Source organism: Shewanella sp. 6_MG-2023 (assembly GCF_030547195.1).
Lineage (GTDB): Bacteria > Pseudomonadota > Gammaproteobacteria > Enterobacterales > Shewanellaceae > Shewanella.
Map to the genome: position 1 here is coordinate 44,445 of NZ_JAUOQU010000012.1, position 13,153 is coordinate 57,597.

Sequence of the window (13,153 nt, forward strand, 5' to 3'; positions counted from 1 at the left end):
TTAGCGCCAATGGGTTAATGCATTTATAAATAGATTCATAAAATACAATAATAAAAAATAAAGAAGGTTTTCAATGGATTTGAATATACTGATCACTCACCCCGAGATCTTGCTACTGGTGCTGGTGCCACTATTTTTCCTGTGCATTTTACTGGAGTGGTATCTAGGCACTAGAGCCAATAAGTTACCCGAATCAGCCAAGTACGCCCCTATGGAAGTTGCGTGTAATTTTTGCCTTGCCGCAATGCATCAACTAACTGACATTTTAGCCGGATTATTTATCGCAAAATTATACCTGATGGTATTTGATTGGAAGCTACTTGATATTCAAATGGGAATTGGCAGTTTTATTGCGTTGATGATCGCCCAAGATTTCTGTTATTACTGGTTTCACCGCGCAAGCCACCGTGTGCGCTGGATGTGGGCGGCTCATGTTGTTCACCATAGCTCTGAAAATATGAATTTCAGCACTGCTTTTAGGCAGAGTTTGATGTACCCCTTAGCGGGAATGTGGCTGTTTTGGCTGCCATTGGTGGTGATTGGGTTTGACCCCAATTGGGTGGTATTTGTAGTACTGCTTAATTTGGGGTTACAGTTTTTTGTGCATACCCAAGCGATTAAATCTCTTGGCCCGCTTGAGCTTATTTTTAATACGCCGTCACATCATCGGGTGCACCATGGCCGTAACCCACAATATATTGATAAAAATTATGCAGGCGTGCTGATCATTTGGGATAAGTTATTTAACACCTTTGAGCCTGAAAATGACACGGTGATTTATGGTATTACCAAGCCGGTTAATAGTTTTAATCCTATAATCGTGAGCTTTGCTGAGTGGCGAGACATGTTTAAGGAAGTGACTATGGCGGGGTTAACATTAAAGCAAAGATTAGCGGTGTTATTGTCGCCGCCGGCTCAAGTTGATTTGAAGCTCAATACTAAGGTTGATAGCGTAAAAACCTTGAGCGAAGAGTATCATAATCACTAAAGGTAATAGCCAATAACGAAGGTTTAACCTACTTAACAGATACTCGGAAGGGGTTGAGTACATGAAAAGTAGGTCTCACCAAATAAAAAAGGGCTATTTGGGTTCAGCCCCAGCGACAATTAACTAGTCACTTTATGTTTGCTCAGAACATAAGGTTTATTGCTAGATAATGTAATGCTAAATCGTTGTTAATCTATCTTGAGCTGAGGCTATTTGCTTTTGGGGCTAACAGGCTCAATTCTGGGGATCAATATCCACACCGCAGCAATGGCAATGAGAGCTAAAGATGCACCAATAACAAATGCTGGCGTGTAGTTACCGTCAGCCGTTAAATAGGGCACTAACGCTGTTAACCCTAATGCCCCTAGCTTGGCAGCCATTCCTGAAACCCCTGCTAGTGTACCCACAGCTTTTTTCCCAAATAAATCACTGGGCAGTGTTTGTACATTACCAATAGCCGTTTGAAAGCCGAACAAGATCACCGCCATGATCATTACCGCGGTCGTTGGCCCACCTGGGTTTGCCATAGATAAAAGCGATGGCAACATAATCAAACAACCCAGGGTAATCGTCAGCTTACGGGTTTTATTGGTATCCCAACCTGCTTTTAAACGGTTTTGTGCCAGTAAGCCACCAAACCATGCCCCAAGCATTGCTCCCACATAAGGCACCCAACCGTATATCCCAATAGACTTAACATCCATGGCGTACACTTCATTGAGGTAAATAGGGATCCAGAAAACAAACAACCACCAGATAGGATCGATTGCTGCAGACGCAATAATCACCCCCCAACTTTGCTTATGAGAAAGTAGCTCTGTGGTGGTCGGGTTATATTCTTTTGCATCAACTTCATCGTCAGCGTTAGTGCATTTCTGACCTGTTAAAATGTATTGTCGCTCCTCCTCGGTAATCCAAGGGTGAGACTTAGGCGGTGCTTTAACTAAGATAATCCAAGGGATTAACCATAATAAACCAACCAAACCAATGACAACGAAGACCATTTGCCAGCTAAAATAAACGGTCATATAAGCGATAAGTGGAATCGATATAATGCCGCCAATCGCAGCGCCTGAGTTAAAAATGCCTTGAGCTAAAGCACGCTCTTTTGTAGGAAACCAATCAGCATTACTTTTAGCTGCGCCTGGCCAGTTACCAGCCTCAGCCAGACCCAGAATTGCTCTAAAGATACTGAAGCTCAGCATGCCTTGTGCGAATGCATGCGCAGCTGTTGCAATCGACCACACCCCAATTGAGAGCACAAAGCCTAGTCGGGTACCAATCCAGTCAAATATTTTACCAAATATCGCCTGACCAAAGGCATAAGATAATATGAATACAATAGAAATATTGGCATAGATCTGTTTGCGCTCTAGTGCGGTTTCATTAGGGAATATATCTTCAACAATATCAGGCCAAAGCACGCTTAGCGCTGAACGGTCGATATAATTAATTACCGTAGCTAATGCGATGAGTAGAATCACCCACCAGCGTAAGTTTCTTATTTTCATTTTAGTCCCTCAATGAAATCTTCTCTTGCGGGACTAAAGGTATCAATTAAAATACCGCCTGTTGGGCAAGTGGCCCCATGGTCTGCATGAGGCGGGATCATACAGCTATCACCCGCTCTTAGAATTTTAGTGACGCCATCGATATTAAAGTGAAATTCACCTTCCACAACGTATGAAACTTGTGAGTGTCTGTGGGCATGATTGTAACCAATGGCTCCTTTCTCAAACCAAATTTTTACTGCCATTAGCTCTTGATTAAACCCAAGCATTTGACGCTTTAAACCGCCGCCAATGTCTTCAATTTCTGTTTCATTTCCAAATGAAAAATGTTCGCTCTGTTTCATTGTGACTCCTACTGCTTATTTTTAGTTATTGGTTTTTATGGATAAATTTAGGGTTTTCATAAAGCGCGCTAATGGTTGGTAGTAGCGTATGAGTAAATTGGTTATGACTGAGTTGAGTGATGGGGTCACCTGTGGTGTGTTCTATTTTGACTGCGGCACTGTCAGTAAATTGATTATTAGCCATATCGGTCACTTGCACGCCATGAAGGTATAAGCTGGCTTTGAAGGGATTACGTTTTCCAAGGCCAACCTGATTGATGTGATTATTCACAAATGTAAGGTGAGGGCCGAAGGTACTTTCGTCTTTACCGCCGCGATATAAATTAACCAGTGAGCCTTGAATATGCTCAAACTGATTGTTGTTTACTTGTACATACTCAGCGTTATAAATGCCTTTATCATCAGTCTCTTTATTGAGCCTTAAAATATCACCGCTGATATTGATAAAGTGATTATTGCTAATGACAATATTATCGGCAAAAGCTCGCGCACCTGAGTCAAAAAAGTGAAATGAAGGCTGGTTATCAAGTTGTTTGATTTCACTATTTAATAAGCTGAATCGATAATTGGTTAACATGCCGGAGCTGGTGGTTTTTACCACACTGTTTTCTGCAACATCGTTAGCTGCAATATCGTTACCTGCAATATTGGTACTATTTTTACCGCTAATGACTAAACCATCGAGCTTTAAACTGCCGTTATTTTGAATTTCAAATAGGCTGGATTGGCTAAAACTCAGTTTGGCTTGTTGCTTTACTCGTGCCTTGATGGTGAGCGGCTTATTGATAAGTAACACTTGTTCAAGCTGATATTCGCCGTTATTGAGTGCGATAACATCGCCAGCGCTTGCATGGTTAACGGCTTGCTTAAGCTCTTGCGCGGTTGAAACTGCGATTTGGTTACCTGAATCAAAGGCGATTTCTGGTTCTGTTTTCGGATACCAACTCACGCCAGTTGCGCTTTTTAAAGTGGGAGTGAGTGAGGTCGATATGCCATAGGCGCTTAAGGCGTTATTGCTTGGATATAACAGGCCATTTTCAGCCCGTACGAGTTTAATCGATTGCGCATCAATGCCTTGAGTAATGCTGTTATTGTTAAGCTTATTAGAAACGTTGTTAGTAAAGCTTATCCCTGAAATATCATCAAATATGGCGAATGGTGATAGTTGATTGCGATTAACTAACAGGTTTTTTGAAAACTGAGTTTCTAGCGGCGCAGCAGAGCGTTCAGCATCACTACCTGCAGCTAAATGAATATGGTTTACATCAATAAAACTGTTGTGATTAATATTGGCATTAACCACTTGGTGATAACGATTTAAAGGCGAGTTAGGTACGCCATTCATAATGGTGAAGCCACTGCCAAAGCGATAACCCGTTAAGCCTTCAAAGTAGTTGTTGGTGACGATTTGATCGCGATTGATCACCCGAACGCCGCCAGTGTGCTCTACGCCATTACCTAAAAATACATTGCTGCTTATTTGGTTAGCATTACCATGACGTAGGGTTAAGGTGCCGCGGGATGCAAAAAAGGTGTTGTTACGAATGGTGTTGTTGCCGGACTTAACGGAGATGATTTCTACTTCGCCATCACAGCGGTCAAAGTAGTTATTTTCGATGACAGTTTGCGATGCCGACATGGAATGATGGCTAGTGCCAATGCGGATTGTTTCACCGCCATTGGATCCCAAGGTTGGCCGAGGACCAAAGTAGTTATGATCAATCTGATGATTATTTTGCTGACTTAACGGCGATTTTAATCGCACCGTTAAGGTCACGCCTTTATTACGCTTACCCACTAAATGATTGTGGTCGAAGCGGTTATTTTTACCATACAGCGCCACCCACTGATCAGAATCAAATCGCTCTGGCTTATTGAAGTTGTCGATGACCACTTCAGATACTCGCGAATGATGAGCAAAATCATCATCACTGCTTCTAAAGGCAATCACTTCACGGCTTGGACTGTAGCCATTTTTAAATACTAAGCCGCTTACATGTAAATACTGGCCAGATAAACGCAAATTAGATTGTCCTGATAATATGACTTTGCCTTTGGTTTGCGCTGACAGTGTGATGGGGGCCGCTTTTGTGCCTTGACCGCTAAAGTTGATTTCAAAGTCTTGCCAAATACCGTCAGCCAAGATGATTTCATCACCTGCGACAATATTTTTTATTGTTTGGTTATATTCCACAGGCGTCTTCACTGTGTAAGTGGCTGCATTGAGCGATAAGAAAGGGCTTAATGCCGATAGACACAGCATAAGAGCAATATGTTTTAAGTTTTTATCCTTGCTAGGTAAATATTGATATTGCATTAGTACGCTCATTGTTATTTTTATACTGAGTTTTAGTGTTGTTTTAATCGTAAATAAACTCCTAGCTCAATAGTGGGGTAGGAGTGGCAATGCTAAGTTTCTAATGCGGATTAAAACTTAACTTTCGCGCCAAGGAAATACTTAGGCCCTGAACGAGAGTAGTCAGAAACTGTGGTGTCATTACCACGAGTCATGATTTGTGGCTCGTCTAGCAGGTTTAGCGCTTTAAGTGATACAGATAAGTAATCAGAATCTTGCACATAACGGTTTGAACTATCTGGAAACGGCAAGTTATTAGGTTGGAAATACGATTCTCGGTACTTATAAAGTACTCTGAATGTTGCCCAATCACCTTCCCAATACACTGACGCAGATGCCACTTGTGGTGAGAAACCAAATAGATTTGCATCAGGCACAATATTTTGGCTGCCAGTTAAGCTTACTTAACCTTAATGCGTCGCTTATTTTATTAAGTTTCACGTTTATCTCCCCAGATAAAATATTGTATTTAAATGCGAACACAATCCTTTAAACATGATCTTTAAATACAACCTTTCGCTGCATAGAAACTAACCAATGGTCACGGTGCGTGTCAACCATTTTGTGTTACCAATATTAAATTGACTTTACTTTTTTGTTATTACCAATAACATTAAAGTAACAATGATTACTGCTTGTATGATTGCTGAATTGCAATCTAAACTGATAAATAGGCTTTGCGTTGAATTACTAAATCGATATGATGTAGGTTATGCAAATTGTTATTTTTTAAAATATTGAAGGACCAAACATGAAAAATAGACGTATGTTTTGGCGCATCGTAGAAGAGATTGAAGCGTCTATTACTCGCGGCGAATATGTACCTGGTAGTCGTTTACCTCCAGAAAGGGAGCTAGCTGAAAAGTTTGATGTTAGCCGTCCAACCATTCGTGAGGCGATTATTGCACTGGAAGTGCGAGAGAAAATTGAAGTTAAAACGGGTTCGGGTGTTTACGTCTTACAATCAGTCAATCAGTCCCAGCTAAAAAACAAAATCAACGCCTTTGAATTAACCCAGGCTAGAGCACTTGTTGAAGGTGAGATAGCTGCACTTGCAGCAAATACTATTACCGAAGAAGAATTGGTAGAGTTAAATAAGACATTGATTATGATGGAAAATAAGTCTTATGTAGAAGAAGCAGATCAAATGTTTCATAACATCATCGCTAACTCTACTCGTAACGGTGCATTAATCAAAATGTTTGAAAGCTTGTGGGCACTGCGGGCATCAAGTCCAAAAATTATTGACGACTATGATAGCGTTTGTAGCAAAGACAACCAGAAGACCTTAGATGAACATACTGCCATTTATGAGGCTCTCGCCGCAGCAGATGCTTCAGAGGCGCGTGCAGCTATGCACAAACACTTTAATCGCTTGATTAATGTATTGTTTGATACTGTTGAGGCTAAATCACTTGAAGAAGTGAAACGTAAAAACAGTGAGAAGCGTGATTTATATTCAATTGATAACTTGGTTAACAGATTAAGTTAACCATCAATACACACTTTAAAGGACGCTAAGCGTCCTTTTTTTATGGTTGTAGAGAATTCTGTTTGTTTTTTTGTACAAAATCAGCGGCCAAAGCAAGGGCTGCGGTTAAAGGTTGTCTTTTTTACTCTTATCGCTAATTCAAATCGCTAATTCAAATCACTAATTTAATGACTTAAGCCGAGTTGGTCTAGAGTCTAACCCTGGTGATATTTTACCTTATCAATTAACAAGGATTGTCAGTTTATTGGACATTATATTAAACCTTCGGGATAAGCTTTTATTGATTTACAGTGAAAAAGTGATGATAGGTGCTTAAAAAGCATGTAATTACCTTGCTATCTTAAAAGTTTTTTTATTACTAAATTGTAACAAATTTTCTGAGAATGATATTTGTTTGTATTTTTGGCGTTGGTTACGAAGATCATCTAGCTGGTCTATTGGTATACCAATTTTTTCTGTTGTTATTACCAATTCAATTGCCTTATCTAAGCTTTTATTTAGGGGCTGGTGGCAGCTTATTAGCTTGAATAATAGCGTCTCGGGTTAGTTAATAGCGTTATAATTTGCTATAGGGTGTCATATCAATATCGATTTATTAGGCGCTTTATTTTATAGCCAGTCTTCGATCATTAGCCGTTATGGTAAGCTCGATTGTTACAGCTGGTAATAAACTTACATGAGTAACAACTTAAGTGGTAATGCTCGTCTTGGCGGTTAACTGTTTTGACTCGGCCGAGTAAAGTATCTGTGGGGGAGAAGTATTGAAACTAGGGCCTGATATGACTAACACAGATTAGCGGCACAGATTAACTGCACTGATTAGCCACAATGAGTCGTTTAACTGTTAGCGCGATTAAGCCTTTAAGTTAAAGGCTTAATCGAAGCTTGAACAAAGGTTGAGTCTGGCAGGGTTTACTTAATTGCTTGTAAAATAACAAACTTACCATTTGACGCCACAGTGTTGCAGTTTTTAAATAAACGCTTCAATTTTACATGGTAAGCCAAATGCCGATTGCCCACGACTTGTAACATGCCGCCAGGGGCTAAACGTTTACGGGCATCAACAAACATCTGCCATGCAATGTGATCGGTTATTGCTTCCCCCTGGTGAAAAGGAGGGTTACACAACACCAAATCAGCCACCATTTCAGCATCTAAGTGGGTTAAACAATCATCCCAATGAAACTGCGCTTTTTCACGAGCAAAGCCATTTGCTTGCCAATTGTGACGACTCGATGCAACGGCCATTTCTGAGTCGTCTACAAAGTGGATAGTTGCTTGCGGGTAAAGTTGTCCGGCTCGCAGGCCTAAAATACCATTACCACAACCAAGATCTATAACGGTATTAAACTCACCTTCTGGCAAGTTATCTAGCATGATACGAGCACCAATATCGAGCTTGTTAGCGGCAAATACATTGCTTAAGTTACTGATGTTAAGTGATAACTCATCAACAGGCCAGTTGACAGCTTGTGGAAGTTGGCGTTTATTACCGTCAGCAATACAAGTGATTACGCGGGTTTTCTTCCAAGTTAAGCTAGCATTAGCAGCGCCTAAATTTTTCTCAATGACGGCTAAAATCGCTTTATTGATGGTTTTTGCTTTAGCGCCAATGAGTACCTGAGTACCTTTTGGTAAAACCTGAGATAAGCGCTGCAATTGATGAGCAAAATAACTGAGGTTTTTTGGCAGCTTCATTAACACTAGCTGCAAGGTGTCAGGTAATAGCTCACGGCTATGAAAACGCTGGATATTATCTGATGGCAGTTGATTGGCTGCTAAGTTTAACTCAGCCCCCAGTAAACTGGTTTTCGCGTCGGTTTCCACAAATAAAGGCCAGCTTGGCTCAATCGCAACAAGGCCGCATTGCAGCGCCCCAAAATTATCATTAATGATGGCGGTATTAACTGGGCTCGTGTTTGACTGAATCTGGCTTGACTCAATAATATGTTTTATCAGGTGTTCATCGGCGGCATCCCAAGCTTGCAGGTTGGACTCTTGCTGCTTTGGATAGCGAAAAAGTGTTAACTCAATTCCTTCACATGAGAATTGGTTTGCCGTCATTATAATTACCTGTCATCAACATCATCAAAATAGCCGATAATTATCGCAGATAAGCGTTTATTGTGCGAGAGGAACTCAGGGCTTATCTGCAGTTAATCGCCCCGTTTAATCGCCATATCTATAATGATGACGCCTTACACCCAAATTGCCCTGTGGCGTATTTGTTCGACATAGGCTGATAAGGTTTGCAGCGCCAAGGTGACTGATGCTAGATTACATAGGCAATAGATTAAGCTCAACGCGCTAATAACATTAACATTTACAAAGGAATTGTATGAAAGGTGCAGGTGGAACGTCAGGTGGAATTGGGTCATTTTTTATTGGTTTGATTATGATGTGCGGTGGTTTTTATATGCTACTGAATGCCATTAAAATCACCAGTTCATTTGGTATGGGGCATAGTCTATACAGAATGGGCGGTATGAACCTGACCAGTGGCATGATCATGATCCCATTTATGTTTGGAGTAGGTTTGATGTTTTACAATGCCAAAAATATTTTTGGCTGGATCCTAACCTTTGGCTCACTGGTTGCGCTTATCTTCGGCGTGATTAGCTCAATTAATTTTCGCTTTACCCAAATGAGCGCGTTCGAATTAATTGTTATCTTAGTGCTGAGTGTTGGCGGCTTAGGGATATTTTTACGCTCACTGAAAACCATCGACAGTAACAGCTTGAGCTAATCTACTGTTTTGTTTTACTGCAAGCAATAGTAAAACCCTGCACCATTTTGCAACAATGCTGAGTTCAATAATTGGCTCAGTATTGTCAATGCTATATTTATCTTCATCTGCTTGATTGTTTATTGGTACTATTTGGCTACTTAGTTTTTATTGGTATCTATTTTGACTACTGACTCGCCTTCACAGCCACTTGAACAAAAGCCATCGTCTAAACAAGCATTTCCAGTATTGCCGTGGATTATGACATTTCTTAAGCCTTATCGAATGAGAGTGGTAGCGGCAATTATCTTTTTATTTATCGGCTCATTTGCTTGGTTATCACTAGGCCAAGGAGTGAAGATGATGGTCGATGAAGGCTTTGTGGCTGATAACGCTGGCCGGCTCAATGAAATCGTCTTGTTTATATTAGTGATAACCGCAGTAAGTGGCACGGCGGTCTTTTGTCGCTTTTACTTAATGACTTGGCTAGGTGAGCGGGTTATCGCTGATATTCGCTTGAAAGTATATAACCATTTATTGTCATTATCGCCGGCATTTTTTGCCGAGCAGCGCACTGGTGAAGTGATTTCACGCTTTACCGCTGACAGCACGTTATTGCAAAGTGTGGTGGGCAGTAGTTTGTCGATGGCGTTTCGCTCAAGTGTTACCGTGCTCGGCGCTATAGTGATGATGGCGCTGACCAGTATTAAGTTAACGGGCTTAGTGTTACTGGCTGTGCCTATGGTGTTTGTTCCGGTTATTTTTCTTGGTAAAAAAGTGCGTCAGTATTCACGTACCAGCCAAGATAAAGTGGGCGATCTGGGGGCGTATATCGATGAAACCCTCCATGAAATTCATACCGTGCAAGCCTACGGCCATGAAAGTAAAGATCGCTACGTGTTCAATGAGCAAGTTGAAGCTGTGATGACCGCGGCTAAAAGCCGTATTCTCTATCGCTCTATTTTAATATCTTCAGTAATGTTTTTAAGTATTGCCGCTATTGCCTTGGTGCTGTGGGTTGGGGCGCAAGATGTGATGGCGCAAAATATTACCGCTGGTGAATTATCCGCCTTTATGTTTTATGCGGTAATGGCAGCAGGTGCAGTGGCCACCATTAGTGAAGTGTTCAGTGAAATTCAGCGCGCCTCAGGCGCTGCAGAGCGATTAGTTGAGTTAGTGAACACTCCTATTGATTTACCACAAGTTACAACGCCTCAGATGCTCCCTGATGAGGTTAAAGGCCAACTGAGTCTAGAGCAGTTACGTTTTGCTTACCCTAGTGTTGCCGATGATGTCATTAAAGGCATTGATTTACAGATTAAGGCGGGTGAAAGAGTTGCGTTGGTAGGAGAAAGCGGCGCCGGTAAAAGTACCTTATTTGAATTGCTGCTACGTTTTTATCAACCTCGCTCAGGCGCTGTTAAGTTAGATGGATTTGATATCTCGCAGTTGAGCTTAAACCAATTACGCGAGCAGTATGCATTAGTGCCACAAGACTCAGTTATTTTCGCCACTAACGTACTTGAAAATGTTCGCTATGGCCGGGTTGATGCCAGCGAAGATGAGGTTATTAACGCTTGTAAAACAGCTAAAGCTGATGAATTTATTAATGAGTTACCTGACGGCTATCATACCTATTTAGGTGAGAGAGGCGTTAAGCTCTCAGGTGGTCAAAAACAGCGCATTGCCATTGCCAGAGCCATATTGGCAGACAGACCTATTCTATTATTAGATGAAGCCACCAGTGCCCTAGATGCGGTGAGTGAAGTGTATGTAAAGCAAGGTTTAGATAATCTGATGCAGGGCAGAACCACCTTGATCATTGCCCATCGATTAGCCACAGTGATTAATGCCGACAGAATTGTGGTGTTAGAAAAAGGCCAAGTCGTTGCTGTGGGCACACACCAAGAGCTAATGCATACAAGTGAAATTTATAACGCGTTTGCCAGCTTGCAATTACTCGCTGACATTGACATAGGGCAAGAATCTGCTTAGCGCTGACTATTTTCAGTTTAGCCAGCGATAAAAAAATGCCTTCAATTGTGAAGGCATTTTTGATGTTGTTACGAATGATATTTCTTTTAAATCATATACCGTGGACTGCTACTTTCTTAACTCGCGGCGTAAGATTTTACCCACAGTGCTTTTCGGCAGTTGCTCGGTAAACTCAATAATGCGTGGAATTTTATAGGCTGTTAATTGGCTGCGGCAATAATCTGAAATTTGCTGTTTGGTTTGCGCTTCATCAATTGAGGGATCTTTTAAAACGATCACTGCTTTAACTGCTTCACCGGATTTTTCATCTTCGACACCGACTACCGCGCACTCAAGCACTAATTCGTTTTGGGATAAAATATCTTCCACTTCATTGGGATAAACATTAAAACCTGAAACGATAATCATGTCTTTTTTGCGATCGACTATTTTGTGAAAACCATCTTCAGTAGCGACTGCAATATCGCCAGTTTTAAAATAACCGTTACGGGTCATGACTTTGGCGGTTTCTTCAGGCTTTTGCCAATAGCCTTGCATCACTTGTGGGCCTTTAACTGCAAGTTCGCCAGCTTCACCTAATGGCACTTCTTCATCGTTTATATCTAATATTTTAACCTCGGTGGCCAATACAGGTTTACCAATAGTGCCTAACTTTTGGTAACCCGGCGCATTTAAGCTCACTACCGGGGCGGTTTCTGATAAGCCATAACCCTCAGATATCATACTGCCAGTAGTTTTTTGCCAAATATTTGCCGCAGCACTTGTCAGTGCTGTGCCGCCAGAGAGCGTAATGGTTAACTTACTAAAATCCAATGCTTGAAATTCTGGTTGGTGGCATAGGCCAACAAATAAAGTATTAAGCCCTGCAAAGCCAGTAAACGGATAACTGGCCATAGTCTTTATTAAGCCTGCAATATCGCGTGGGTTAGGGATTAGCACTGAGCAGCTGCCAGATTCAAAATACAGGACTAAATTCACCATAAAGGCATAGATATGATAAATCGGTAACGGCGCGACAAAAATGTCCTTGCCTTCAGTCATAGTGCTGGCAATACGCGATTTTACTTGGCCTGAGTTAGCCAACATATTGCGATGACTTAGCATGGCACCTTTTGATAAGCCCGTGGTGCCGCCAGTGTATTGCAGCGCGGCTAGATCTTCTTGCTGAGGTTTGTAAGGACTAAAGCTTGATTGTTCACCTAAGGCGAGCATGTGGTTAAATTCGACTTTTGCAAAAGGGGTGTCGGCTTGAGGCTGAGGATTAATTAAATCCAGTGCATGGGTGCTGATGACTAATTCAATATCAGTTTTCGCAACTACATTATTTAATGTGGGTAATAAGTCAGATAACACCACCAAGGCTTTTGCGCCGGAATCATTAAACTGATGGATTAGCTCACGTTCAGTATACAGCGGGTTAGTGTTGACTATGATTAGCCCCGCACGAATTGCACCGTATGCGGCAATCACAAATTGAGTGATATTTGGCAACTGAATCGCGATGCGATCCCCAGGTTTTAGCTGACTATGGTTTTGCATGTAGGCGGCAAACTGACGTGAAGTAAGTTCGAGTTCTTTAAAGGTGGTTTGTTTCCCCAAACAAGCATAAGCCACATTATCCCCATAACGTTGGCAAGTTTGTTCGATCAAATCTACCAATGAATCATATTGCTGTAGATTGAGTTCTTTATCTGCGTCATACCCCATGCTTATCCCCTTTGTTGTTTTTTTGCTGCATTTCA

General features: G+C 41.4%; 10 protein-coding genes. 4 read left to right on the forward strand and 6 right to left on the reverse strand.

Annotated features, from left to right (window positions below):
- Window positions 1–73: 73 nt before the first annotated feature.
- Window positions 74–988, forward strand: a complete 915-nt coding sequence (locus tag Q4533_RS08990; RefSeq protein ID WP_303502620.1) for a sterol desaturase family protein — start codon at window positions 74–76, stop codon at window positions 986–988.
- A 209-nt stretch (window positions 989–1,197) separates the two neighbouring features.
- Here the strand turns inward: Q4533_RS08990 and Q4533_RS08995 are convergent, their stop codons facing one another.
- The 4 genes from Q4533_RS08995 to Q4533_RS09010 all read right to left on the reverse strand — a co-directional run bounded on the left by Q4533_RS08995 (window position 1,198) and on the right by Q4533_RS09010 (window position 5,576).
- Window positions 1,198–2,499: an MFS transporter gene (locus Q4533_RS08995; RefSeq protein WP_102475577.1), complete on the reverse strand. Its 1,302-nt coding sequence runs from the start codon at window positions 2,497–2,499 to the stop codon at window positions 1,198–1,200.
- The gene (locus Q4533_RS09000) at window positions 2,496–2,843 is read right to left on the reverse strand and encodes a cupin domain-containing protein (RefSeq protein WP_102438895.1); all 348 of its coding nucleotides are present in this window, start codon (window positions 2,841–2,843) and stop codon (window positions 2,496–2,498) included. Before Q4533_RS09000 ends, Q4533_RS08995 begins: the two co-directional genes overlap by 4 nt.
- Before the next feature lie 25 nt (window positions 2,844–2,868).
- The gene (locus Q4533_RS09005; protein ID WP_303502621.1) at window positions 2,869–5,160 is read right to left on the reverse strand and encodes a polysaccharide lyase 6 family protein; all 2,292 of its coding nucleotides are present in this window, start codon (window positions 5,158–5,160) and stop codon (window positions 2,869–2,871) included.
- 110 nt (window positions 5,161–5,270) lie between these two features.
- Entirely contained in the window at window positions 5,271–5,576 is a 306-nt protein-coding gene (locus Q4533_RS09010) for a hypothetical protein (protein WP_303502622.1), read from the reverse strand.
- Window positions 5,577–5,950: 374 nt separating this feature from the next.
- Here Q4533_RS09010 and Q4533_RS09015 point away from each other — a divergent pair, with 374 nt between their 5' ends.
- Window positions 5,951–6,691, forward strand: coding sequence for a FadR/GntR family transcriptional regulator (locus tag Q4533_RS09015; RefSeq protein WP_102438889.1), 741 nt, complete (start codon window positions 5,951–5,953; stop codon window positions 6,689–6,691).
- Between the two features lie 912 nt (window positions 6,692–7,603).
- On the opposite strand, the gene Q4533_RS09020 is transcribed toward Q4533_RS09015, so the two are convergent.
- Window positions 7,604–8,755 carry a methyltransferase gene (locus Q4533_RS09020; RefSeq protein WP_102532196.1) on the reverse strand — a complete coding sequence of 384 codons (1,152 nt, stop codon included), beginning with the start codon at window positions 8,753–8,755 and terminating at the stop codon, window positions 7,604–7,606.
- Window positions 8,756–9,029: 274 nt separating this feature from the next.
- Between Q4533_RS09020 and Q4533_RS09025 the strand changes: the two genes are divergently transcribed.
- Together Q4533_RS09025 and Q4533_RS09030 are read left to right on the forward strand one after the other, a co-directional pair.
- Window positions 9,030–9,437 (forward strand): hypothetical protein, encoded by a 408-nt coding sequence (locus Q4533_RS09025; protein WP_102475573.1) that lies wholly within the window; start codon window positions 9,030–9,032, stop codon window positions 9,435–9,437.
- Between the two features lie 228 nt (window positions 9,438–9,665).
- Window positions 9,666–11,411 carry an ABC transporter transmembrane domain-containing protein gene (locus Q4533_RS09030; protein WP_277870005.1) on the forward strand — a complete coding sequence of 582 codons (1,746 nt, stop codon included), beginning with the start codon at window positions 9,666–9,668 and terminating at the stop codon, window positions 11,409–11,411.
- A gap of 108 nt (window positions 11,412–11,519) precedes the next feature.
- Here the strand turns inward: Q4533_RS09030 and Q4533_RS09035 are convergent, their stop codons facing one another.
- Window positions 11,520–13,118, reverse strand: a complete 1,599-nt coding sequence (locus Q4533_RS09035; protein ID WP_303458902.1) for an AMP-binding protein — start codon at window positions 13,116–13,118, stop codon at window positions 11,520–11,522.
- Window positions 13,119–13,153 lie beyond the last annotated feature (35 nt).